Raw genomic sequence first — 22743 nt, 5'->3', positions numbered from 1 at the left:
TCACCCCGGGAGGGACTCCGACAGCTCGGCCGCGAAGTCGCGGATGAGCGCGCGGGAGGCGTCGTCCTGGGACATGGCCGTGAGGCGGGGGACGTCCATCCGCAGGATCTGGCCGATGCGGGCCCGAACCGCCGCCTCGGGGCCCTCGCGGCGCAGCACGTCGACGCCGTCGCGCAGGGCGTCGAGCGCCGCGGCCAGCACGTCGGGGTCCGCCTCGTGCTGGGTGATGGACGTGCCCTCGGCGCGCACGCGCCAGTGCACCACCGGCTCCGGGATGGTGTCGATCGCGCGTGCGCGCGCGTACATGGCCTGCGTGACAGCCTGATCCTCGTACAGCCCCTGCGGGAACCGCAGGCCCTCCCACAGCTCGGCGCGGCTGGCTTTGGACCAGGCGACGATGTTGCCCGTCACCTCGGGGTGCTCGGCCAGCGTCACGCCCGTGCGCGCCGGGGACGTGGACGCCACGACCCACGGCTGGACGGGGGAGGGCGCGTACCCGCCGCCCGGCTGCGGGCGCAGGCGCGCATAGGCGCCGACGGCGACGTCGCTGCCCGAGCGCTCGAGGGACCCGACGAGAAGCTCCAGGGCGCGCGGGAGCATGACGTCGTCGGCGTCGAGGAACCCGACGTAGGGCGTGTCGACCAGCTCGAGGCCCGTGTTGCGGGCCGCCCCGAGACCGCGCCGGGACGGATGCGGCGCGAGCCGGAACCGCTCGTCGCGCCCCGCGAACCGCGCGAAGACGGCGCCCGTCTCATCCGTCGAGCCGTCGTCGACCAGGACGGCGCGCCACGCGTCCAGGGTCTGCGCCTGCAGCGACGCGAGCGCCTCGGCGGCGTAGAGCGCGACGTCCCACCCGGGCACGATGACGGTGATCAGCGGGTCGGAGGTCACGTCGCGATCCTACGGCCGCGCGGCGCGCGCGGGGCGGGCGGGGAGCCGAGCTGCGGACGGGCGCGGCGACGCCAGGAGAGGAGATCTGCACGGCTCAGGAGGAATCCCGGCCGGAAGCTCCGGGATCCGGTAGATCTCCTCGGTCCAGGGCCGGATCAGGATCCGCGCACGGCGGCGACGGACGCGGCGATCGCCTCGGCGACCGGGCCGAGCGGCGCCCGGTGCGAATGCGCGAGGGTGATCCGCACGGCGGTCTGCGCGACCTCGGGATCCACGCCCATAGCGAGCAGCACGTGCGAGGGGTCCGAGCTGCCCGCCGCGCACGCCGAGCCGCTCGACGACACGACGCCGCGGCGCTCGAGCTCGAGCAGGACGGCCTCGCCGCTCGTGCCCGCGAACGTGAAGCTCGCGGTGCCGGGAAGACGGCGGACCGGATGGCCGGTGAGTCGCGCGGACGGCACGAGGTCGAGCACGCGGGCCACCAGCTCGTCGCGCAGGGCCGCGACGCGGGCGGCGTCCGCCGTGCGCTCGGCCTCGGCGAGCTCGAGCGCCGTGGCCAGCGCGACGGCCCCCGCGACCGACTCCGTGCCGCTGCGGCGGCCGCGTTCCTGCCCGCCGCCGTGCAGCAGCGGCTCGAGCGGGATCCGGCCCCGGACGGCCAGCAGGCCGGTGCCCTTGGGGGCGCCCAGCTTGTGACCGGCGATCGTGAGCGCGTCCACCGGCAGCCCGGCCAGGGGCAGCCACCCGGCCGCCTGCACCGCGTCGGTGTGGAAGACCGTCCCGGGCGCGGCGGCGCGCAGCGCCGGGAGGTCCTGGACCGTGCCGACCTCGTTGTTCGCGAGCGCGACCGTCACGAGCGCCGTGTCGTCTCGGACGGCCCCGGCCAGCGCGTCCGGATCCACCAGGCCGTCGCCGTCCACGGGCACGTGCGCGACCTGGAAGCCGTGCACGCGGCGCAGGTGCTCGGCGGAGGCCAGGATCGACTCGTGCTCGATCGGGGACGTGACGATGTGGCGGGCCCCGCGGTCGAGCATCGCGGCGATCGCGACGCCCTTCACCGCGAGGTTGTTGGCCTCCGTCCCGCCCGACGTGAAGACGATGTCGCCGCGGCGCATGCCGAGCACGCGGGCGACGCGCGCGCGGGCGTCGTCGAGGGCGGCTGCGCCACGCTCGCCGACCGTGTGGTGGCTGGACGGGTTCCCGAATTCGTCCGTGAGGTACGGCGCCATGGCCTCGAGCACCTCGCGCCGCACGGGCGTGGTGGCCGCGTGGTCCAGGTACAGGGCGTCGAGGTGCGGCATGTCAGTCGCCGATCGCGACGTCGAGGCCCAGGTCCAGGGCCGGCGCGGAGTGGGTGAGCGCGCCGACCGAGATCACGTCGACGCCCGTCTCGGCGATCGCGCGCACGGTGTCCAGCGTCACGCCGCCCGAGGCCTCGACGACCGCGCGGCCCGCGATCAGGTCGACGCCGCGCCTCAGGTCGTCGAGCGCGAAGTTGTCCAGCATGACCGTGTGCGCGCCCGCCGCGAGCACGGGCTCGATCTGCTCCAGGCGGTCGACCTCGACCTCGACGTGCGTCGTGTGGGGGAGCCGTGCGATGCCCGCGCGCAGCGCGTTCGTGAGGGCGGCGGCGTAGTCGGCGCCCTTCGCACCCGCCGCGAGCACGGCGAGGTGGTTGTCCTTCGCCATCACGGCGTCCGACAGCGAGTGGCGGTGGTTGAAGCCGCCGCCCGAGCGCACGGCGTGCCGCTCGAACGCCCGCAGCCCCGGGGTGGTCTTGCGGGTGTCGACGATGCGCGCGCCGGTGTTCGCCACGGCCGCGACGTACTGCGCGGTCAGGGTCGCGATGCCCGACATCCGCTGCGCGAAGTTCAACCCCACGCGCTCGGCGGTCAGGACGGCGCGCGCCGGGCCCTTCACGACCGCGAGCACCGCGCCCGCGTCGAACGTCTCGCCGTCCCGCGCGCTCACGTCGACCCGGATGGCCGGGTCCGTGAGGCGGAAGGCGGCCGCGAAGACCGCTCCGCCGCTGAACACGCCGGCCTCCCGGGCGACGAGCTCGGCCCGTGCGGTCGCCTCGGCGGGAAGGAACGCCTGCGCGGTGAGGTCGCCCCAGGGTGCGTCCTCCTCGAGCGCCGCGCCGACGACGCGGTCGATGGTCTGCGGGGTCAGCATGCGGCTCCTGCCGGCGTGAGGTCGTAGGCGGGATCGGCGGCTCGGGACTCGACCGGGGGGTGCGCCCCGCCCGAGAGCCGCGGCTCGTCGGATCGGAAGTGGGCGCCGACGGATCGGGTCCGCGCGCTCGCCGCGGCGATGGTCGCCGCGGCCACGAGAAGCATGCCGGCGTCCTCATGCTCGGCGACCGTGCGCGGGGTCGTGGCGTCGCGGCGCCACGCCGCCACGACCGCGCCCGCGCGCGCCACCCCCGCCGCGTCGCGGACCAGACCGACGTGCTCCCACATCAGCGCGCGCAGGGCGGCGCGCGTGAACGGCGGCGCATCGGCGGCCGCGGCGACCGGTTCGGCGGCGGCCGCCGTCGGCTCGGGGCCCGGCCAGCCGGACCGCCGCCGGCCGCGCTCGGCGATCGCGATCGCGGCGCGCGCCCCGAACACGGCGCCCTCCAGCAGCGAATTGGACGCGAGGCGGTTCGCGCCGTGGACGCCGGTGCGCGCGGTCTCGCCGACCGCGTAGAGCCCCCGGAGCGTCGTGCGACCCTCCAGGTCCGTGCGCACGCCGCCCATGAGATAGTGCGCCGCGGGCGTCACCGGAATGGGTTCGGACGCCCAGTCGAGGCCGCGCGCCCGCACGGCCGCATCGACCGAGGGGAAGCGGGTGCGCAGCAGATCGGCGCCGAGCGCCGTGGCGTCCAGGCGCACGGGACGGCCGCCCTGCGCCGCCATCCGGTTCGCGATCGCGCGGGCAACGACGTCGCGCGGCGCGAGCTCGCCGTCCGGATGCGCGTCGAACGCGAAGCGCCGCCCGTCGTCGTCGATCAGCACCGCGCCCTCGCCGCGCACGGCCTCCGAGATCAGGAACGGATCGCCGGGGGCCGGCCCGTCGGCGATCAGCACGGTCGGGTGGAACTGCACGAACTCCAGGTCGGCCACGGCGGCGCCCGCGCGCAGGGCCGCGGCGATGCCGTCCCCCGTGGCGACGGCCGGGTTGGTGGTGCGGGCGTACAGCATGCCCGCGCCTCCCGTGGCCAGCACCACGGCGTCGGCGGACAGCACCGCGTCGCGGCCGTCGATGCGGACGCGCGCGCCCGTCACGGCGCCCGTGCGCCCGATCACGAGGTCGAGCAGGAACGCGTGCTCGACGATGCGGATGCCCATCCGGCGCGCGGTGCGCAGCAGCGCCGTCTCGATCGCGAGGCCCGTGGCGTCGCCGCCGGCGTGCAGGATGCGCGGGAACGAGTGCGCGGCCTCCAGGCCGTGCTGCAGGCGACCGGAGGCGTCGCGGTCGAACTCGACGCCGCAGCGGGCGAGCTCGCCGATCCGCTCCGGGCCCTCCTCGACGAGCACGCGCACGGCGTCCTCGTCGCACAGGCCCGCGCCCGCCGCGAGCGTGTCGGCGACGTGGTCCTCGAGGCGGTCCTCGGGCATCACGACGCCCGCGATGCCGCCCTGGGCGTGCCGCGTGGAGCCCTGATCCGCGGAGCCCTTGGTGACGAGCGTGACGTCGACGCCCCGATGCGCGGCGTGGACCGCGCAGAACAGGCCGGCGATCCCGCTGCCGACGATCAGCGCGCGCGTCATGTCAGGCCGTCCGGGCGGGCGTCGCGGACGCGGGCTTCGCGGCGAGCATCCGCTCCAGCGCGACCCGCGCGGGCGCCGCGACCTCGTCCGCCACCGTGATCCGGTTCACGACGCGGCCGGCCACGAGCTCCTCGAGCGTCCACGCGAGATAGCCCGGGTGGATCCGGTACATCGTGGAGCAGGGGCACACCACGGGGTCGAGGCAGAAGATCGTGTGCTGCGGGTGCTGCGCCGCGAGGCGCTGGACCAGGTTGATCTCGGTGCCGATCGCGAACGTCGTGGGCGCGGTCGCGCTCACGATCGCGCGCCGGATGACGTCGGTCGAGCCGGCCTCGTCGGCCGCGTCGACGACGGGCATCGGGCACTCGGGGTGCACGATGACGCGCACGCCGGGGTGCTCGGCGCGCGCCCTGTCGATCTGGTCGACCGTGAACCGCCGGTGCACCGAGCAGAAGCCGTGCCACAGGATCACGCGCGCATCGCGCAGGTCCTGCTCGGACGAGCCGCCGAGCGGGCGATGGGGGTTCCACATCGGCATCCGCTCGAGCGGGACGCCCATGGCCTTCGCGGTGTTGCGTCCCAGGTGCTGGTCGGGGAAGAACAGCACGCGGCGCCCGCGCGCGAACGCCCACTCCAGCACGGTGCGCGCGTTGGACGATGTGCAGACGATGCCGCCGTGGCGGCCCACGAAGCCCTTGATCGCCGCCGAGGAGTTCATGTAGGTGACCGGGATCACCGGCAGGAAGCCGTCGGCGTCGGGCTCGTCGAGCGGGCCGTAGACGTCCTCCAGCTGCTCCCAGCACTCCTCGACCTGGTCGATGTCGGCCATGTCCGCCATCGAGCAGCCCGCCGCCAGGTTCGGCAGGATGACCGCCTGCCCCGGGCCCGACAGCAGGTCGGCGGTCTCGGCCATGAAGTGCACGCCGCAGAACACGATCGCCTCGGCCTCGGGGTGGGCCTTGGCGGCGTTCGCGAGCTGGAACGAGTCGCCCACGTAGTCGGCGTGCCGCACGACCTCGTCGCGCTGGTAGAAGTGGCCGAGCACCACGACGCGGTCGCCGAGGGTCTCCTTCGCGGCGCGGATCCGGGCGTGCAGCTCGTCCTCGGACGCCTCGCGATACTCGGCGGGCAGCTCGCCCTGGCGCGGCGACCCGGTGGGGATCACGTCGCCCATCGAGGCGCCGGGACCGTAGCCGGGGACAGTGTCGAACGTCCAGGGCGTGGCCGCGAGGTCCGTCGAGCACGTGCTGCCCGTGGCCGTGCCGGCCACGATCGCCTGGATGCCGTGGTCGACGGACGCATCGACGGCGCGGCGCGGTGCGAGGGTCAGGGGAGAGGCGGCCATGTGAGCCCTCGCCTTCTGGTCGGAACGACACTTACTGTCGCGCCCAGATTAGGTCACATTGACCAGAACCGCAATTTCGATCACTTTCCGCTCACGCCCCGGCGTGGAGCCGCGGTTTCGACTCGCTTCGCTCGCACGGCGGTCGATGGCCAACCCGTGGTCGTTGAGCGGAGGCGCGCCAGCGCCGAAGTCGAAACGTGGCCGGATCGTCCCGGCCGGCTGGGGAGGTTCGGCGTCGTTTCGACTCCTCGCTGGCGCTCGTCGCTGAACGACCGGGGGTGAGGGTCGGCAGCAACTCCCTGCATCTACGGTCGTGCGAGCAAAGCGAGCGTGCGAGGCGCTTCTAGAAAGACTCAGCTTCCGCGTTGTAGCGGTAGAGGCGGGCGGGGCGGTGCTTGCCGGTGCGGAAGGACTCGGTGGGCACGAGCGCCTCGGAGCCCTCGAGCAGGCGGCGGAAGTTGGAGGGGTCGAGCCGGCGGCCGAGCACGGACTCGTACACCTCGCGCAGCTCTGTGAGCGTGAACTCGTCGGGCAGCAGGCCCGCGGCGATGCGGCTGTAGCCCACCTTGTTCCGCAGGCGCCACAGCGCGTACTCGGCGATCCGGTTGTGGTCGAACGCGAGCGCCGGCAGGTGGTCGACGTCGAACCACTCGACGTTCTCGGGCGCGCCGACGACCGAGCGCTGCGCGTCCACGAGGTCGGAGCGCAGCAGCGCCCAGTACACGACCGAGACGACGCGCGTCGGCGACCGGTCGACGTCGCCGAACGTGTACAGCTGCTCCAGGTAGCTGGGCGTGAGCGCCGTGGTCTCCTCGAGCGTGCGCGAGGCGGCCTCGCCGAGGCCCTCGTCCACGTCCAGCCAGCCGCCGGGCAGGGCCCACATGCCCTCGAAGGGGTCGCGCGTGCGCCGCACGAGCGGGATCATCAGCCGGTCCGAGTCCGGGTCGGGGCGCAGCGAGAAGATCACGGTCGACACGGCCACCCGGATCTCGTCGCCCGAGGCGGTCGCGCCCCGCTCCTGATCCTGCGCATCCGACGTCCTGCTCACCCCTCGAGCCTATGCGGTCGAGGTCGCCCGCCCGGGAGGCGCAACCCGGATAGGATCGCTCGCAGTGGCACGGGGTGTCCCCACCGGGGGACTGAGATCACACCCGTATCGACCTGATCTCGTTAGTACGAGCGGAGGGATGTCGCTGATGAGTGACGTGTATCTGTCGTCCGGTCCGGATGCGGGAGCCGTGCTGGCACGGCTGCGCGAGGACGCACCGCTGGTGCAGTGCATCACCAACTCCGTGGTGGTGAACTTCACCGCCAACGCGATGCTGGCCGCGGGGGCGTCGCCGGTCATGGCGGACGTCCCGGGCGAGGCGCGCGAGTGCGCGCGCGTCGCGTCGGCGCTGCTCGTGAACCTGGGCACGCCGCGCGCCGAGCAGCGCGAGGCCATGCGAGAGGCGGTCGCGGCCGCCGGAGCCGCGGGCACGCCGTGGGTGCTCGACCCCGTCGGCGTGGGCGCGCTGTCCCTGCGCACGGACTTCGCGCGCGAGCTGCTCGCCGACGGCCCGGCGGTCATCCGCGGGAACGCGTCCGAGATCCTCGCGCTCGCCGGCGCGGGCGGACGCGGCCGCGGCGTCGACGCCGCGGACGACGTCGAGCAGACGGCGGGCATCGCGCGCGAGCTGGCGCGGAGCACCGGCGCGGTCGTCGCCGTGTCCGGACCCGTGGACCTGATCGCGGACGGCGGCCGGGTCGTCCGGGTCCACGGCGGCGATCCGCTCCTCACCCGGGTCACGGGCGCCGGATGCGCGCTCGGCGCGATCGTGGGCGCGGCCGTCGCGGCCGCCGGCGGCGACGCCTTCGCGGGGGCGGTCGCCGCGCACGTGCTCTACGCGGAGGCCGCGGAGCGCGCGGCCGCCGTCGCGCCGGCCCCGGGCGGCTTCGCGGTCGCGCTGCTGGATGCGCTGGCCACGGTCGAGCCCGCCGCCCTCGCGGCCCGCGAGCCGCTCCTCGCCGGAGCCGGAGCCGGAGCGTGAGCCGCGCGCTCGACCTGTGCACGTACGTCGTCGCCGACGTCGCCACGATCCTCTCCCGAGCCGGGCGCGATCTGGCGGCCGTCGCGGACGTCGTGCGCCGGGCGGTCGACGGCGGCGCGACGATCGTGCAGGTGCGCGGCAAGGAGCTCGGGGGAGCGGAGCTGCTCGACGTCGTCGAGCGCTCCGCCGAGGCGGTGGCCGGGCGGGCCGCGCTCGTGGTGGACGACCGGGTGGATGTCGTGCTCGCCGCGCGGGCGGCTGGCGCCCGGGTCGACGGCGTGCACGTGGGCCAGAGCGATCTGCCCGTCGACCGCGTGCGCGCGCTGCTCGGCGAGGGCGCGATCGTGGGCCTGAGCGCGAGCCGCCCGCATGAGCTCGCGGCGCTGCGCGCGCTCCCCGCCGGCACGGCCGATTACCTCGGCGTCGGTGCGATCCGCGCGACGCCGACCAAGCCCGACCACCCCGAGCCGCTGGGCTGGCGCGGGTTCGCCGAGTTCGCGGCGGTCGCGGGCCTGCCCTGTGTGGCGATCGGCGGCGTCGGGCACGGCGACGCCGCTGAGGCGCGGCGCGCCGGGGCGGCCGGGCTGGCCGTCGTGCGCGCCGTGTGCGCCGCCGAGGACCCCGCCCACGCCGCGCGGTCGCTGCGGAACGAGTGGGCGGAGGTCGCCTGATGCGCGGGCGCGAGGCGTCGACCCGCATCCCGAACGTGCTCTCGATCGCGGGCTCCGATCCCTCGGGCGGGGCGGGCGTGCAGGCGGATCTGAAGTCCATCCTGGCGAGCGGAGGCTACGGCATGGCCGCTCTCACCGCCCTGACGGCGCAGAGCACGCGCGCCGTCAGCGGCGTGCACGTCCCGCCGCTGGGGTTCGTGCGCGACCAGCTCGACGCGGTGGCGTCCGACATCCGGATCGACGCGGTCAAGACGGGGATGATCGGCGGCGCCGCGGTGATCGCCGAGGTGGTCGGGTGGCTCGACGCGCTCGCCGAGCGGCCCGCCGTGGTCGTCGACCCCGTCATGATCGCCACGAGCGGCGACCGCCTGATCGACGACGACGCGGAGCACGCGCTCCACGACCTCATCGCCCGGGCCGACGTCGTGACGCCGAACCTTCCCGAGCTGGCCGTGCTGGTCGGCGAGGACGTGGCGGGCGACTGGCCCGCCGCGCTGCGCCAGGCCCGCGCGCTGGCGGAGCGGCACGGCGTTCTGGTCCTCGCCAAGGGCGGGCACCTGCCGGGACCCGCCTGCCCCGACGCGCTCGTGTCCGCCGACGGCGTGCTCGCGGAGTTCGCCGGCCGGCGCATCGAGACGCGCAGCACGCACGGCACGGGCTGCTCGCTGTCGTCCGCGCTCGCGACGCTGTTCGCCCGCTACGGCGACTGGGTCGTGGCGACCGGGCTGGCGCGCGAGTGGCTGCGCGGAGCGATCGCCGCCGCCGAGGCGCTGGACGTCGGCGGCGGGAACGGGCCGCTGCAGCACGCGCACGCGCTCTGGCGCGGCGACGGCGTCCCGCGAGCGGCCACCGAGCGGTGGTGGTGCGATGCGGCGCCCGTCCGCGCGGCCATCGACGCCGGCTCGTTCGTGCGCGGCATGACCGACGGATCGCTCGACCGCGAGGTCTTCGAGCACTACCTTGCGCAGGACGCGCTGTACCTGCGCGCGTACTCGGCCGTGCTCGCGCGCGCCGCGATGCTGGCCGGCGACGAGGACGAGCGCGCGTTCTGGGCGGCTTCCTCGGCCACGTGCATCGAGGTCGAGCTCGAGCTGCACCGCTCGCGGGTGGGGGAGCCCGCCGTCGCCCCGTCCGCCGAGACCGCGGCGTACCTCGCGCACCTCGACGCGGCCGCCGCGGCCGGCGACTACGGGGTGCTCGTCGCCGCCGTGCTGCCGTGCTTCTGGATCTACGAGGACGTCGGGCGGCGGCTCGCGACGGCGGCCCATCCGGATCATCCGTATGCCGACTGGCTCGGGACCTACGGCGACCCCGCGTTCGCCGAGGCGACGCGCCGGGCGATCCGGATCGCCGACCGCGCGGCCACGCGCGCCGACCCCGACGCGCTGGGGCGGATGCGCGAGGCGTTCCTCGCGTCGTGCGCGCACGAGCGGGCGTTCTTCGAGCAGCGCCCCGCGCGCCACGCGGACGCCGGGGCGCCTCGTCCGGACGGGGCGCACGCGGTAGTCTGAGCCCGACACCGCGCGCTTCCCACGGCGCGGCACAACTGAAGACGGCCCCATGACCCGCGCGGGAGAGTCGCCGGGCGCCGGGATCCTCGGATCCGGGCGCGACCGCGACACCGAAGGAGCAAGCCTCCCCGCCAATCTCTCAGGTGCACGTACCGCGTGGATCGGGCCACTCTGAAAAGCGGAGCCCACGCTCCCGCCGACGGTGAAAGACGGGATGCCGCCCTCGCGGCGCCTCCCGCCGAAACTCTCAGGTCCATGACAGAGGGGGAGTTCTCCCGGTTCTCATCCGAGACCCGGGGATGACGCCAGGTCGTCAGGAGAACTCATGGATCAGCCCACGGACGCCGGGATCCCGGCCGAGGAGCCGCGCGACACGCCCCTGCGCGGCGAGCACGAGGCGCTCGGCGCCTCCTTCACCGACTTCGGCGGCTGGCTGATGCCCGTCCGCTACACGTCGGACCTCGCGGAGCACCACGCGGTGCGCCAGGCCGCCGGCCTGTTCGACATCTCGCACATGGGCGAGATCCTCGTCGAGGGCGGCGGGGCCGGCGCGTTCCTCGATCACGCGCTCGCCGGCGCCATCTCGGCCGTCCCGGTCGGTCGCGCCAAGTACACGATGATCCTCGCCGAGGACGGCGGCATCGTGGACGACCTGATCGTGTACCGGCTGCAGGACGACGAGTTTCTCGTGATCGCGAACGCGGGCAACCGCGAGGTCGTGGCGCGCGAGCTCACCGACCGGGTCGCAGGCTTCGACGCGACGGTCGAGGACCAGAGCGACGACTACGCGCTCATCGCGCTGCAGGGCCCGACGGCCGAACGGATCCTCGCCGAGACGGCGGGCGTGGTCGAGCTCTCGCTCCCGCTGCCCGAGATCCGGAACTACGCGTGGGGATCCGTGCTCTTCGGAGGCGAGCCGCTGCTGATCGCCCGCACCGGCTACACGGGCGAGGATGGCTTCGAGCTGCTCGTGCCGGTCGCGCGCGCGGCCGAGCTGTGGCGCGCGCTGCTCGCGGCCGGGGAGCCGCACGGGCTCGTGCCGGCCGGCCTGGCGGCGCGCGACACGCTGCGCCTCGAGGCGGGCATGCCGCTCTACGGCCACGAGCTGTCCCGCGACATCGTGCCCGCGCAGGCCGGGCTCGGCCGCGTCATCCCCGCCGGCAAGACCGGCTTCGTGGGGGAGGCCGCGACCGAGTCGCGCCCGGATGCGCCCGTCCTGATCGGGCTGACGGCCGAGGGGCGCCGCGCGGGCCGCGCCGGCTACGGCGTGTTCCGCGGCGACGAGCGCGTGGGCGAGATCACCAGCGGCGCGCTCAGCCCGACGCTCGGCCATCCCATCGCCATGGCGTTCGTGCGGCCCGACGCGCTGCCGTCCGACGGCGCCGCCGCATCCGACCTGACCATCGACGTCCGCGGCACGCGCATCCCCGCGACCGTGACCGCCCTGCCCTTCTACCGGAGGAACTCATGACCGATCTCGACAGCCTCAAGTACACCGCCGAGCACGAGTGGGTCGCCGTCGACGGCGACCTCGCGACCATCGGGGTCACGGACTTCGCCGCCGACCAACTCGGCGACGTCGTGTACGTCGACCTGCCCTCCGTCGGCCAGACCGTGACCGCCGGCCAGGTGTTCGGCGAGATCGAGTCGACCAAGTCGGTGTCGGAGCTCTACGCACCCGTGGACGGCGAGGTCGTCGAGGTCAACGCGGACGTCGACGCCGATCCCGCCCAGGTCAACGCGGACGCCTTCGCCGCGTGGCTGATCCGCGTGCGCGTGACCGGCGAGCCGTACGGGCTCCTCGACCGCGACGCGTACGTCGCGCTGACCGGCGGCGACGCGTGAGCTCCACCGAGTACGCCGCGCGGCACATCGGCACGTCGGCGCGCGACCACGAGGAGATGGCCGCGGCCGTCGGCATCGCCGCGGACGGCCGCCGCCCGCTCGCCCGGTTCATGGACGCCGCGGTCCCCGCCGTCATCCGGACCGGTGCGCCGAAGGGCGCCGGCCTGCTGCCCCGCGAGGGCGTCTCGGAGGCCGAGGCGCTCACGGAGCTGCGCGCCCTGGCCGGCCGCAACCGCGTGCGCACGCCCATGATCGGCCTGGGCTACAGCGACACGCTGACGCCGTCGGTCATCCAGCGGAACGTGCTCGAGAACCCGTCCTGGTACACGGCCTACACGCCCTACCAGCCCGAGATCTCGCAGGGCCGCCTGGAGGCGCTCCTCAACTTCCAGACCATGGTGGGCGATCTGACCGGCCTGCCGATCGCGAACGCGTCGATGCTCGACGAGTCCACGGCCGTGGTCGAGGGGATGCTCGTCGCGCGCCGGGCGGTCAAGGGCGGCGGCGACGTGTTCGCGGTCGACGCCGACGCCCTGCCGCAGACGAAGGCGATGCTGCGCCTGCGCGCCGGCGTGCTGGGGGTGGAGATCGTCGAGCTCGACCTCGCGGGGGGCGCGGCCCTTCCCGAGGGCGCGTTCGGCGCGCTCATCCAGTACCCGGGCGCCTCCGGCCGCATCTGGGATCCGTCCGGCGTGATCGACGCCGCGCACGTCGCGGGCGGGCAGGTCGTCGTTGCGGCGGACCTGATGGCGCTGACGCTGATCGCCTCGCCGGGATCGCTCGGGGCCGACATCGTGGTGGGCTCGACGCAGCGCTTCGGCGTGCCGCTCGGCTTCGGCGGCCCGCACGCCGGGTACATGGCCGTGCGGCAGGGGCTCGAGCGGCAGCTGCCGGGCCGCCTGGTCGGCGTCTCGGTCGACGCCGAGGGCCACACGGCCTATCGCCTCGCCCTGCAGACGCGCGAGCAGCACATCCGGCGTGAGAAGGCGACGTCAAACATCTGCACGGCTCAGGTGCTGCTCGCCGTCATGGCCTCGATGTACGCGGTCTACCACGGCCCCGACGGCCTGCGCACGATCGCGACCGAGATCGCCACCAAGACGGCGCTCCTGCGGGACGCGCTCGCCGCGGCGGGCGCCCAGGCGGTGGGCGACACGTTCTTCGACACGCTGACCGTGCGGGTGCCCGGGCGCGCCGAGGCGGTGGTCGCCGACGCGCGCGAGCGCGGGGTGCTGCTGCACCTGGCCGACGCCGACACCGTCGGCGTCTCGGTCGGCGAGGCCACGACCACCGACGACCTGAAGCTCGTGATCGCCGCGTTCGGCGGGACGGCGCCCGAGGAGTTCGACGCCGCGCTCGATCTGCGCGGCCTTCCGGATGCGCTCGCGCGCGAGGACGAGTACCTCACGCACCCGGTCTTCCACGCGCACCGCAGCGAGACCGCCATGATGCGGTACCTCAAGCGCCTCGCCGACAAGGACTACGCGCTCGACCGCGGCATGATCCCGCTCGGCTCGTGCACCATGAAGCTCAACGCCGCGACCGCCATGGCCGCGATCACGTGGCCCGAGTTCGGGCGCATCCATCCGTTCGCGCCCGCGGAGGACGTGCCCGGATACCTCGAGCTGATCGGACAGCTCGAGGGCTGGCTCGCCGACGTGACCGGGTACGACCGCGTCTCGCTGCAGCCCAACGCGGGCTCGCAGGGCGAGCTGGCCGGGCTGCTCGCGATCCGCGGGTACCACGACGCGAGCGGGGACCGGCAGCGCGACGTGTGCCTCATCCCGTCGTCGGCCCACGGCACCAACGCCGCGTCGGCCGTGCTGGCCGGCATGAAGGTGGTCGTGGTCGCCACGAATGAGGGAGGCGACGTCGACCTCGCCGACCTGCGCGAGAAGATCGCCGCGCACGCCGACACGCTGGCTGCGCTCATGATCACGTACCCGTCGACGCACGGCGTGTACGAGCACGACGTGCTCGACATCACCGCGGCGGTGCACGACGCGGGCGGACAGGTGTACATCGACGGCGCCAACCTCAACGCGCTCGTGGGCCACGCCCGGTTCGGCGACCTGGGCGGCGACGTGTCGCACCTCAATCTGCACAAGACGTTCGCGATCCCGCACGGCGGCGGCGGTCCCGGTGTGGGCCCCGTGGCCGTCAAGGAGCACCTCGCGCCGTACCTGCCCTCGCACCCGTTCGCCCAGGGGGCGGCGGCGCGCGAGGGCATCGGACCGGTGTCGGCCGCGCCGTACGGCTCCGCCGGCATCCTGCCGATCACGTGGTCGTACATCCGGATGATGGGCCGCGAAGGCCTCACGGAGGCCACGAGCGCAGCGGTGCTCGCGGCGAACTACGTGGCGGCGCGGCTCAAGGACCACTACCCGGTGCTGTACACGGGTGAGGACGGCCTGGTGGCGCACGAGTGCATCCTGGACCTTCGTCCGCTGCGCGAGCGCACGGGCATCACGGTCGACGACGTCGCCAAGCGGCTGATCGACTACGGCTTCCACGCCCCGACCATGTCGTTCCCCGTGGCGGGAACGCTCATGGTGGAGCCGACCGAGTCGGAGGACCGCGCCGAGCTCGACCGCTTCGTCGACGCCATGATCGCGATCCACGCCGAGGCCGAGCGCGTGCGCGCGGGGGAGTGGCCGGCCGGCGACAACCCCCTCGTGAACGCGCCGCACACGGCGGCCGTCGCCGTGGCGTCGGAGTGGTCGCATGCGTACCCGCGCGAGGTCGCCGTGTACCCCGCCGGCGGCGACCCGACCGCCAAGTACTGGCCTCCCGTGCGCCGGGTCGACCAGGCCTACGGCGACCGCCACCTGGTGTGCGCCTGCCCGCCGATCGAGGCCGTCGCCTGATCCCGCCGCGAGACTGCAACGCCGCGCCGAGACAGCAGTGGACACCCGCTGTGTCGGCGCGGCATTGCCGTCTCAGCGCTGCGGTGCGGTTTCGGTAGGTTGAACCGGTGACCTTCGCCGACGCCCCGCTGCTGGAGAACCGCCTCGTCCGGCTCGAGCCGCTGGCGGCGGATCATCGGGACGACCTCGCTGACGCGGTGGGCGACCTCGCGCGCGCCTGGTACACGCGCATCCCGACGCCCGAGGGGATGGCCGCCGAGATCGACCGCCGCCTGGCGCTGCACCGCGAGGGCCGGATCGCCGCGTGGGCGATCGTGGATGCGCGCGCCGGCCGCGCGGTCGGCATGACGACCTTCCTCAACCTGGACGAGCAGAACCGGCGCCTGGAGATCGGGTCGACCTGGCTCCGCCGTGCGGCCCACGGGACCGGCGTGAACCCCGCGGCCAAGCTCCTGCTGCTCGAGCGGGCGTTCGACGTGCTCGGCTGCATCGCGGTCGAGCTGCGCACGCACTGGCACAACCACCAGTCTCGCGCGGCGATCGCCCGTCTCGGTGCCAAGCAGGACGGCGTGCTGCGCAACCACTCGATGACCGAGGACGGCGTGATCCGCGACACCGTGGTCTTCTCGATCCTGGACACCGAGTGGCCCGCGGTGCGCGCGGGACTCGAGCACCGGATCGCCGGTCGCTGAGCGCGCCCGTCAGGCGGCGAGCCGGTCGGCCTCCGCGGCCTGCGCCACCGTGAGCGGCCTCTCGTCGCCGGTGCGCCGGGCGACTGCCTGCGCCGCGTCGAGCAGCTCGGCCCTCGTGCACAGGGGCGGCTCGTCGAACCGCGTTCCCGATGCGGGGTGGATGGCGGCGCGCACGAGAGCCAGCGCGTCGTCGTAGTCCAGGACGTCGGCCATGTCGAGCACCGTCTGCACGGGCGAGGTGGCGCGGAGCCCGAACCGCTCGGCGATGTCCGAGGCGCCGTCGTGCGACGCGGCCGGATGCACGATCAGCCCCTCCGCGGGCTCGCCCCCGAGCACGTGCACGTCGGCGATCTCGTCCCCGGGCAGGGGCAGGCGGTACAGCGCCGCGGCCGAGTGGAAGGCGAACACCGCGTCCGGCGTCGTGAGAGCCACCGCGTAGATCCGGGCGAGCGTGCGGTCGGCCCCCGACAGGGACCGCCACCGGCGGGCCGGCAGGTACACGCCGGGCCGGACGGCGACGACGTCGTCGCGTTCGACCGCGTGCTCGAGCCGGGTGAGCCAGCCGTTCTGGCGGGCTTCTTCGGCCACCAGGAGTCCGAACGCGTGTCCGGAACGACGTGCGAGCGAGAACATGAGGCCAGGATCCCGCTCCCGGGCCCTTCGCGCGCGCGACACGCGGGGATCTCGACGCCTCGTGTCCGGATCGTGGCCTGGGGACGAGCGTCAGAACAGGTCCGGCAGGAACGCGGCCGCGAGCGGGTACCCCACGAAGGCGATCGCGTCGATCGCGGTGTGCGCCACGACCAGCGGCATCAGCCGTCCCCAGCGGCGGTAGCACCAGCCGAAGACCAGCCCCATCGCGACGTTGCCGGCGATCGCGCCGAAGCCCTGGTACGCGTGGTAGACGCCGCGCAGGAGCGATGCCGCCACGATGATCCGCCAGGGTCCCCAGCCGAGCCGCGAGAGGCGGTCGCCCAGGTAGCCGACGACGATGACCTCCTCGATCAGCCCCGCGCGCAGCGCGGAGAGGAGCAGCAGCGGCACCGTCCACCAGTCGAGCCCGCCGGGGGAGGCCTCGACCGCGACGGTCACGCCCGCCAGCCGCCCGGCCACGTACAGCGCGATGCCCGGGATCCCGATCACGGCCACCAGCGCCAGGCCGCGACCCAGGTCGACGCCGAACCGGGTGAAGTCGAGGCCGAGCCGCCGGAGGGCGCCGCGACCCGGCTCCCACAGCAGGAACACCACGAGCACCACGAGCATCAGGTCGAACCCCACGTCGAGGACCCGGTACAGGATGTCCCAGAGCACCGCGGCGTCGAGCGGGGTGTTCAGCTGGGCAGACTGCTGCGACAGGGGGCGGGGATCCAGCACACGGCGCACGAGCGACAGCACGGCGTAGAGCGCGGACTGGCCCACCGTGAGCGCGAGCACGATCGCGACCTCGGCCTTCAGGCGCGCGCGGGCCTGCGGCGGGGCGATTCCGGGGAAGGGATCGGTCGGCTGCACTCGGCTACCTTGCCACGACGATCGATCGGTCATCTGGTCGAAACTTCGCTGAAATCGACAGATTGCCCAATCGACGGCGAGCCGGGTAAAGGCTATGTAACGGTTCTGCTCAAACTTTGGGACAGACCGATGTGAGGCTTAGAGTCATCGCATCGCCCGCCGGTCAACCATGCCCGGCGGGGACACCCAACCTTCCCCAGGAGGAACCCTGTGAAGCGCAACAAGATCGCCCTCGCGGGCCTCGCGCTGCTGGGCAGCGGCAGCTTCGTGCTCGCCGGCTGCGCCGGCGGCGGCGGCGAGACCGGCGGCAGCGAGACCCCGGCTGCGACCACGGCCGTCATCACGACCAACGGCTCGGAGCCCCAGTACCCGCTCATCCCGACGATGACCGGCGAGACGGGCGGCGGCAAGATCGTCGACTCGATCTACGCGGGTCTGATCACGTACGAGGCCGACGGCTCGGTCGTCAACGAGGTCGCCGAGGAGATCACCGTCGACTCGCCCACGCAGCTGACGGTCAAGCTCAAGGAGGGCACGACCTTCACGAACGGCGAAGAGGTCACTGCCGACAACTTCACCAAGGCGTGGAACCTGGGCGCCCAGGCCAGCAACGCGCACTACGCCGCGTACTTCTTCGAGGACATCGAGGGCTTCTCGTACGACGAGGACTCGGAGCTCACGGGCCTCGAGGTCGTCGACGACTACACGTTCACGATCACGCTGAACAAGCCGGCGTCGGACTTCGCCCAGCGTCTCGGCTACTCGGCGTTCTACCCGCTGCCCGACGTCGCGTTCGACGACATCGAGGCGTTCGGCCAGAACCCGATCGGCAACGGCCCGTACATGCTGGACGGCGAGGACGCGTGGCAGCACGACGTCCGCATCGACCTCGTGGCGAACCCCGACTACGAGGGTCCGCGCGAGCCGATGAACGGCGGCCTGGACATCGTCTTCTACGCCTCGCAGGACGCGGCGTACTCCGACCTGCAGGCCGGCAACCTCGACGTCCTGGACGCGATCCCGGACTCGGCGTTCGAGACCTACGAGAGCGACCTCGAGGGCCGCACGGTCAACCAGGCCGCCGCGATCTTCCAGTCGTTCGTCATCCCCGAGTGGATCGAGCAGTTCTCGTCGACCACCGAGGAGGGCCAGCTGCGCCGCGCCGCGATCTCGCACGCGATCAACCGCGAAGAGGTCACCGACGTGGTCTTCCACGGCACCCGCACGCCGGCGAGCGACTTCACGTCGCCCGTGATCGACGGCTGGAGCGACTCGGTCCCCGGCAGCGAGGTCCTCGAGTACGACCCCGAGAAGGCCCAGGAGCTGTGGGCTCAGGCCGAGGAGATCGCGCCGTTCGAGGGCGAGTTCACCCTCGCGTACAACGCCGACGGCGGTCACCAGACCTGGGTCGACGCGGTCGTGAACCAGATCTCGAACACGCTGGGCATCACCGCCAAGGGCGACCCGTACCCGGACTTCGCCACGCTGCTCGACGCGCGTGACGCCGGGACGGTCGGCCCGTACCGCGCCGGATGGCAGGCCGACTACCCCGGTCTGTACAACTTCCTCGGCCCGCTCTACGCCACGGGCGCGGGCGGCAACGACGGCAAGTACTCCAACCCGGAGTTCGACCAGCTGCTCGAGGAGGGCATCAGCGCGACCGACCCGGAGGAGGCTCAGGCCAAGTTCCAGGAGGCCCAGACGGTCCTCTTCACGGACCTGCCGGCGATCCCGCTGTGGTACTCGAACGTCACCGGCGGCTGGGCCGCGGGCGTCGAGAACGTCGAGTTCGGCTGGAACTCGGTGCCGCTGTACCACCTGATCACCAAGGCCGAGTAAGTCGGTCGGGAGCTTCCGCTCTCACCCGCGAGGCGGTGACGTACGCGTCACCGCCTCGCGCCGTGTTCCGCTCGTCGATCTCACGGATTTCCCAGGAATCCGGGGAGAGGATGGGCCCCGCTGAGGGCGCCCCGGATCGGGGCCCCTTTTTCCGTGCGCGTTCCACCCGAGAGCGCACGACGAGTTCCCCGAAGGGAGGGGGAGGATGGCCACCTACATCCTCAGACGGATCATCCAGGTGATCCCGGTGTTCATCGGCGCCACCCTGCTGATCTACTTCATGGTCTTCGGCATGCCCGGCGACCCGATCGCCGCGCTGTTCGGCGACAAGCAGCCGCCGCAGGCCGTGATCGACCAGATCCGCGAGCGCTACCTGCTCGACCAGCCGTTCATCGTCCAGTACCTCAACTACCTGGCCGGCATCCTGCGCTTCGACCTGGGCACCACGTTCACGGGCCAGAGCGTCGGCGAGGTCCTCGGCCGCACGTTCCCGGTGACGCTGCGCCTGGCCATCCTGTCGATCCTGATCGCCTTCGTGCTGTCGATCGTGATCGGCGCGACCTCGGCCATGCTCAAGGGCACCGTGTACGACCACTTCCAGCTGGTCGTCGCTCTGATCTTCATCGCGGTGCCGATCTTCGTCCTCGCGTTCATGGCGCAGTACTTCCTTGCCGTGCAGCTCGGCTGGTTCAAGCCCACGGTCGGCGGCCAGAACAACTGGGGCGACCTGTGGCTCCCGGCCCTCGTGCTCGGGTTCAGCGTCTACGCGGCCAGCATGCGGCTCACCCGGTCGTCGATGATCGAGTCGCTCGGACAGGACTGGGTGCGCACCGCGTACTCGAAGGGCCTCACGCGAGGGCGCGTGATCCCCGTCCACGTGCTGCGCAACTCGCTCATCCCGATGGTGACCGACACCGCCACCAACTTCGGCATCCTGATGGTCGGCGCGACCGTGACCGAGGGCATCTTCAACGTGCCCGGCGTCGGCAACGCGCTCTACCAGGCGATCCTGCGCCACGAGACGCCCACGGTCGTGTCCTTCGTGACCGTGTTCGTCGTGGTGTACGTGCTCGTCAACCTGCTCGTCGACCTGCTCTACGGTCTGCTCGACCCGAGGATCCGCTATGTCAAGTAACGCCACCCACTACGTCGCTCCGGTCAAGGCGGAGCAGGTCGTCGTCGACGCGGTGCGCCTCGACGAGAAGAAGAGCAACCTCTGGCTCGACGCGTGGCGCGACCTGCGACGCCGCCCGCTGTTCTGGATCTCGGTCGTGATGTGCGCGATCATCGTGGTCGTCGCGCTGTGGCCGTCCCTGTTCACGTCGGTGCCGCCCCAGGGTTCCGGGGCCTGCTTCCTGAACAAGAGCAACGCCGGCCCCGAGCCGGGTCACCCGCTGGGCTTCACCCGCCTGGGCTGCGACGTGTGGTCGCGCCTGGTGCACGGCACGAGCGTGTCGATGGCCGTCGGCCTGATGGCCACCGCGATCGGCACCCTGATCGGCGTGATCATGGGCGCGCTGGCCGCGTTCTACGGCGGCTTCCTGGACTCGCTGCTGTCGCGCGTCGGCGACATCTTCTTCACGATCCCCTACATCGTCGCCGCGATCGTCGTGATGACCGTGGTGCCGCGGGACCTGCGCAACGAGCTCGTGCTGGCGTTCGCGATCGGCGGCTTCTCGTGGGCCTCGACCGCGCGCATCATGCGCGCCGAGGTGCTCCGCGTGAAGCAGCTCGACTTCGTGATGGCGTCGGTGTCGCTCGGCCTGTCGCGCTTCAAGACCCTGGTCGTGCACGTGCTGCCCAACGCGCTCGCGCCGGTGATCGTGGTCGCGACCATCGGGCTCGGCTCGGCGATCGTCGCCGAGGCGACCCTGTCGTTCCTCGGCGTCGGCCTCGGCGGCGTCTCCTGGGGCGCCGACATCAGCCAGGCGCAGACGTCGATCCGCACGTCGCCCATGGCGCTGTTCTGGCCGTCGCTCGCGCTCACCGTCACGGTGCTCGCGTTCGTGACGCTCGGCGAGCTGCTGCGCGACGCGCTCGACCCGAAGTCGAGGGCCCAGCGATGACCGAGATCCAGAACGAGGTCGTGACGAGCCGCGCCGCGCGGCGCGAGGCGACGAAGGAGAACGCCGTGACCGAGCCGCTGTTGAAGATCCGGGGGCTGAATGTCTCGTTCGGCACCGGCAAGAAGACCCGCGAGGTGCTGCACGGCGTCGACCTCGACGTGTATCCGGGCGAGACCGTCGCGATCGTCGGCGAGTCCGGATCCGGCAAGTCGACCACCGCCGCCGCGGTGATCGACCTGCTCCCCGGCACCGGCAAGGTGACCGGCGGGACGATCGAGCTCGACGGCGTGGACATCACGCGCGCGAGCCGCCGCGAGATGGAGTCGATCCGCGGGCGCGAGATCGGCTACGTGCCGCAGGACCCGATGTCCAACCTCAACCCGGTGTGGTCGATCGGCTTCCAGGTCGAGGAAGCCATCCGCGCGAACGGCCTGGCCTCCGGGCGCCGCGAGGTGCGCGCCCGCGCGATCGAGGTGCTCCAGAACGCGGGACTCGCGGACGCCGAGCGGCGCCTGCACCAGTTCCCGCACCAGTTCTCGGGCGGCATGCGCCAGCGCGCGCTGATCGGCATCGGCCTCGCGGCCGACCCGAAGCTGCTGATCGCCGACGAGCCGACGAGCGCGCTCGACGTGACGGTGCAGCGCGTGATCCTGGATCACCTCGCGTCGCTGACCCGGGACAAGGGCACCTCGGTGCTGTTCATCACGCACGATCTGGGCCTCGCGGCCGACCGCGCGGACCGCATCGTCGTGATGAACCAGGGCGAGATCGTCGAGGCCGGCCCGAGCCGCGTCATCCTCGAGAACCCGCAGCACCCGTACACCCAGCGGCTGGTGGCCGCGGCGCCGAGCCTGGCGTCGCAGCGCATCCAGGCCGTGGTCGAGGAGCGCGGCGTGGAGCACCTGGAGGACGTCGCCGACGCCCACCCGGTGGTCGAGGTGCGCGATCTGACGAAGGACTACCGGATCCGCAAGGGCGGGTTCCGCAGCGAGCCCTTCCGCGCGGTCGACGGCGTCTCGTTCCAGATCCCGCGCGGCAAGACGCTCGCGCTCGTGGGCGAGTCCGGATCGGGCAAGTCGACGGTCGCCAAGATGGTGCTGCAGCTCGAGACGGCCACCAGCGGTCAGATCCTGATCGACGGCAAGGACACGGCCCAGATGGGGCAGAAGGACGTCTTCCGCCTCCGCAGCCGCATGCAGCCGGTGTTCCAGGACCCGTACGGCTCGCTCGACCCGCTGCGCAGCATCGGCGCCCTGATCGCCGAGCCGCTGCGCATCCACGGCGTGGGCGACGAGAAGTCGCGCCAGGCGCGCGTGTTCCAGCTGCTCGAGCAGGTGTCGCTGCCGCGCGAGCTCGCGTGGCGCTACCCGAACGAGCTCTCGGGCGGTCAGCGCCAGCGCATCGCGATCGCGCGGGCGCTCGCGCTCAAGCCCGCGATCGTCGTGCTCGACGAGGCCGTCTCGGCGCTCGACGTGCTCGTGCAGGACCAGATCCTGAAGCTCCTCGCGGACCTGCAGGGCGAGCTGGGCCTGACGTACCTCTTCATCACGCACGACCTCGCGGTGGTCCGCGTCGCGGCCGACCTGGTGTGCGTCATGGAGAAGGGCCGCGTCGTCGAGCAGGGGACCGTCGACGAGATCTTCTCGAACCCGCAGGAGGCGTACACGCAGCGCCTGCTGGACGCGATCCCCGGCGCCTCCGTGAACCTGGCCGGCCACTGAG

19 protein-coding genes and 3 riboswitches are annotated in these 22743 nt (G+C 73.1%); of the genes, 11 read left to right on the top strand and 8 right to left on the bottom strand.

Going from position 1 to position 22743, the window contains the following annotated elements; all coding sequences use genetic code 11:
* The 6 genes from ASD19_RS06055 to ASD19_RS06030 all read right to left on the bottom strand — a co-directional run bounded on the left by ASD19_RS06055 (position 1) and on the right by ASD19_RS06030 (position 6967).
* The gene (locus tag ASD19_RS06055; protein ID WP_235562983.1) at positions 1-891 is read right to left on the bottom strand and encodes a glycosyltransferase family 2 protein; all 891 of its coding nucleotides are present in this window, start codon (positions 889-891) and stop codon (positions 1-3) included.
* Between the two features lie 155 nt (positions 892-1046).
* Positions 1047-2192 carry a cysteine desulfurase family protein gene (locus tag ASD19_RS06050; RefSeq protein ID WP_055989772.1) on the bottom strand — a complete coding sequence of 382 codons (1146 nt, stop codon included), beginning with the start codon at positions 2190-2192 and terminating at the stop codon, positions 1047-1049.
* Position 2193: 1 nt separating this feature from the next.
* Positions 2194-3066 (bottom strand): carboxylating nicotinate-nucleotide diphosphorylase, encoded by an 873-nt coding sequence (nadC, locus tag ASD19_RS06045; RefSeq protein ID WP_055989769.1) that lies wholly within the window; start codon positions 3064-3066, stop codon positions 2194-2196.
* The gene (nadB, locus tag ASD19_RS06040) at positions 3060-4646 is read right to left on the bottom strand and encodes an L-aspartate oxidase (RefSeq protein WP_082543016.1); all 1587 of its coding nucleotides are present in this window, start codon (positions 4644-4646) and stop codon (positions 3060-3062) included. Before nadB ends, nadC begins: the two co-directional genes overlap by 7 nt.
* Before the next feature lies 1 nt (position 4647).
* On the bottom strand, positions 4648-5991 hold the full coding sequence (gene nadA / locus ASD19_RS06035; protein WP_055989766.1) for a quinolinate synthase NadA: 1344 nt from the start codon (positions 5989-5991) through the stop codon (positions 4648-4650).
* Between the two features lie 343 nt (positions 5992-6334).
* A complete protein-coding gene (locus tag ASD19_RS06030; RefSeq protein WP_055990594.1) occupies positions 6335-6967 on the bottom strand; it encodes an NUDIX hydrolase in 633 nt (210 codons plus the stop codon).
* Between the two features lie 132 nt (positions 6968-7099).
* A riboswitch (TPP riboswitch) is annotated at positions 7100-7196 on the top strand.
* Here ASD19_RS06030 and thiM point away from each other — a divergent pair.
* The 7 genes from thiM (at position 7188) to ASD19_RS05995 (ending at position 15607) form a co-directional block, all read left to right on the top strand.
* Positions 7188-8021 (top strand): hydroxyethylthiazole kinase, encoded by an 834-nt coding sequence (thiM, locus tag ASD19_RS06025; RefSeq protein WP_156377122.1) that lies wholly within the window; start codon positions 7188-7190, stop codon positions 8019-8021. It overlaps the preceding riboswitch by 9 nt.
* Complete coding sequence (thiE, locus tag ASD19_RS06020) at positions 8018-8692, top strand: thiamine phosphate synthase (protein ID WP_082543015.1); 675 nt, start codon at positions 8018-8020, stop codon at positions 8690-8692. The genes thiM and thiE overlap by 4 nt, the downstream gene beginning before the upstream one ends.
* Positions 8692-10203 carry a bifunctional hydroxymethylpyrimidine kinase/phosphomethylpyrimidine kinase gene (gene thiD / locus ASD19_RS06015; protein ID WP_055989763.1) on the top strand — a complete coding sequence of 504 codons (1512 nt, stop codon included), beginning with the start codon at positions 8692-8694 and terminating at the stop codon, positions 10201-10203. Before thiE ends, thiD begins: the two co-directional genes overlap by 1 nt.
* 49 nt (positions 10204-10252) lie before the next feature.
* Positions 10253-10368, top strand: a riboswitch (glycine riboswitch).
* Positions 10369-10475, top strand: a riboswitch (glycine riboswitch).
* A 53-nt stretch (positions 10476-10528) separates the two neighbouring features.
* On the top strand, positions 10529-11674 hold the full coding sequence (gene gcvT / locus ASD19_RS06010; RefSeq protein ID WP_055989759.1) for a glycine cleavage system aminomethyltransferase GcvT: 1146 nt from the start codon (positions 10529-10531) through the stop codon (positions 11672-11674).
* Positions 11671-12048: a glycine cleavage system protein GcvH gene (gene gcvH / locus ASD19_RS06005; protein ID WP_055989756.1), complete on the top strand. Its 378-nt coding sequence runs from the start codon at positions 11671-11673 to the stop codon at positions 12046-12048. Before gcvT ends, gcvH begins: the two co-directional genes overlap by 4 nt.
* Before the next feature lie 56 nt (positions 12049-12104).
* On the top strand, positions 12105-14915 hold the full coding sequence (gene gcvP, locus ASD19_RS06000; protein WP_055990584.1) for an aminomethyl-transferring glycine dehydrogenase: 2811 nt from the start codon (positions 12105-12107) through the stop codon (positions 14913-14915).
* Between the two features lie 107 nt (positions 14916-15022).
* Positions 15023-15607: a GNAT family N-acetyltransferase gene (locus tag ASD19_RS05995; RefSeq protein WP_055989753.1), complete on the top strand. Its 585-nt coding sequence runs from the start codon at positions 15023-15025 to the stop codon at positions 15605-15607.
* Between the two features lie 9 nt (positions 15608-15616).
* Here the strand turns inward: ASD19_RS05995 and ASD19_RS05990 are convergent, their stop codons facing one another.
* On the bottom strand, positions 15617-16240 hold the full coding sequence (locus tag ASD19_RS05990; protein WP_055989750.1) for a hypothetical protein: 624 nt from the start codon (positions 16238-16240) through the stop codon (positions 15617-15619).
* Positions 16241-16330: 90 nt separating this feature from the next.
* Positions 16331-17149, bottom strand: a complete 819-nt coding sequence (locus ASD19_RS05985; protein WP_082543013.1) for a CPBP family intramembrane glutamic endopeptidase — start codon at positions 17147-17149, stop codon at positions 16331-16333.
* 177 nt (positions 17150-17326) lie between these two features.
* Here ASD19_RS05985 and ASD19_RS05980 point away from each other — a divergent pair, with 177 nt between their 5' ends.
* From ASD19_RS05980 to ASD19_RS05965, 4 genes are all read left to right on the top strand, one after another.
* Positions 17327-18955 (top strand): peptide ABC transporter substrate-binding protein, encoded by a 1629-nt coding sequence (locus ASD19_RS05980; protein WP_055989744.1) that lies wholly within the window; start codon positions 17327-17329, stop codon positions 18953-18955.
* A gap of 205 nt (positions 18956-19160) precedes the next feature.
* Positions 19161-20090 carry an ABC transporter permease gene (locus ASD19_RS05975; RefSeq protein ID WP_055989741.1) on the top strand — a complete coding sequence of 310 codons (930 nt, stop codon included), beginning with the start codon at positions 19161-19163 and terminating at the stop codon, positions 20088-20090.
* On the top strand, positions 20080-21021 hold the full coding sequence (locus ASD19_RS05970) for an ABC transporter permease (protein ID WP_055989737.1): 942 nt from the start codon (positions 20080-20082) through the stop codon (positions 21019-21021). The genes ASD19_RS05975 and ASD19_RS05970 overlap by 11 nt, the downstream gene beginning before the upstream one ends.
* Positions 21018-22742: an ABC transporter ATP-binding protein gene (locus ASD19_RS05965; protein WP_055989734.1), complete on the top strand. Its 1725-nt coding sequence runs from the start codon at positions 21018-21020 to the stop codon at positions 22740-22742. Before ASD19_RS05970 ends, ASD19_RS05965 begins: the two co-directional genes overlap by 4 nt.
* Position 22743: the final 1 nt, after the last annotated feature.

The sequence above is a fragment of the Microbacterium sp. Root53 genome, assembly GCF_001426925.1.
In the GTDB taxonomy this organism is placed as follows: domain Bacteria; phylum Actinomycetota; class Actinomycetes; order Actinomycetales; family Microbacteriaceae; genus Microbacterium.
The sequence above is the reverse complement of the archived record's forward strand: the minus strand, read 5'-3'. Positions and strand labels throughout refer to the sequence as shown.

What these genes read in the sequence shown, in the direction of transcription:
- ASD19_RS06050 (WP_055989772.1), bottom strand. Translation starts at nt 2,192, where the DNA reads ATGCCGCACCTCGACGCCCTGTACCTGGACCACGCGGCCACCACGCCC.
- nadC (WP_055989769.1), bottom strand. Translation starts at nt 3,066, where the DNA reads ATGCTGACCCCGCAGACCATCGACCGCGTCGTCGGCGCGGCGCTCGAG.
- nadB (WP_082543016.1), bottom strand. Translation starts at nt 4,646, where the DNA reads ATGACGCGCGCGCTGATCGTCGGCAGCGGGATCGCCGGCCTGTTCTGC.
- nadA (WP_055989766.1), bottom strand. Translation starts at nt 5,991, where the DNA reads ATGGCCGCCTCTCCCCTGACCCTCGCACCGCGCCGCGCCGTCGATGCG.
- thiM (WP_156377122.1), top strand. Translation starts at nt 7,188, where the DNA reads ATGAGTGACGTGTATCTGTCGTCCGGTCCGGATGCGGGAGCCGTGCTG.
- thiD (WP_055989763.1), top strand. Translation starts at nt 8,692, where the DNA reads ATGCGCGGGCGCGAGGCGTCGACCCGCATCCCGAACGTGCTCTCGATC.
- gcvT (WP_055989759.1), top strand. Translation starts at nt 10,529, where the DNA reads ATGGATCAGCCCACGGACGCCGGGATCCCGGCCGAGGAGCCGCGCGAC.
- gcvH (WP_055989756.1), top strand. Translation starts at nt 11,671, where the DNA reads ATGACCGATCTCGACAGCCTCAAGTACACCGCCGAGCACGAGTGGGTC.
- gcvP (WP_055990584.1), top strand. Translation starts at nt 12,105, where the DNA reads ATGGCCGCGGCCGTCGGCATCGCCGCGGACGGCCGCCGCCCGCTCGCC.
- ASD19_RS05990 (WP_055989750.1), bottom strand. Translation starts at nt 16,240, where the DNA reads ATGTTCTCGCTCGCACGTCGTTCCGGACACGCGTTCGGACTCCTGGTG.
- ASD19_RS05985 (WP_082543013.1), bottom strand. Translation starts at nt 17,149, where the DNA reads ATGACCGATCGATCGTCGTGGCAAGGTAGCCGAGTGCAGCCGACCGAT.
- ASD19_RS05975 (WP_055989741.1), top strand. Translation starts at nt 19,161, where the DNA reads ATGGCCACCTACATCCTCAGACGGATCATCCAGGTGATCCCGGTGTTC.
- ASD19_RS05970 (WP_055989737.1), top strand. Translation starts at nt 20,080, where the DNA reads ATGTCAAGTAACGCCACCCACTACGTCGCTCCGGTCAAGGCGGAGCAG.
- ASD19_RS05965 (WP_055989734.1), top strand. Translation starts at nt 21,018, where the DNA reads ATGACCGAGATCCAGAACGAGGTCGTGACGAGCCGCGCCGCGCGGCGC.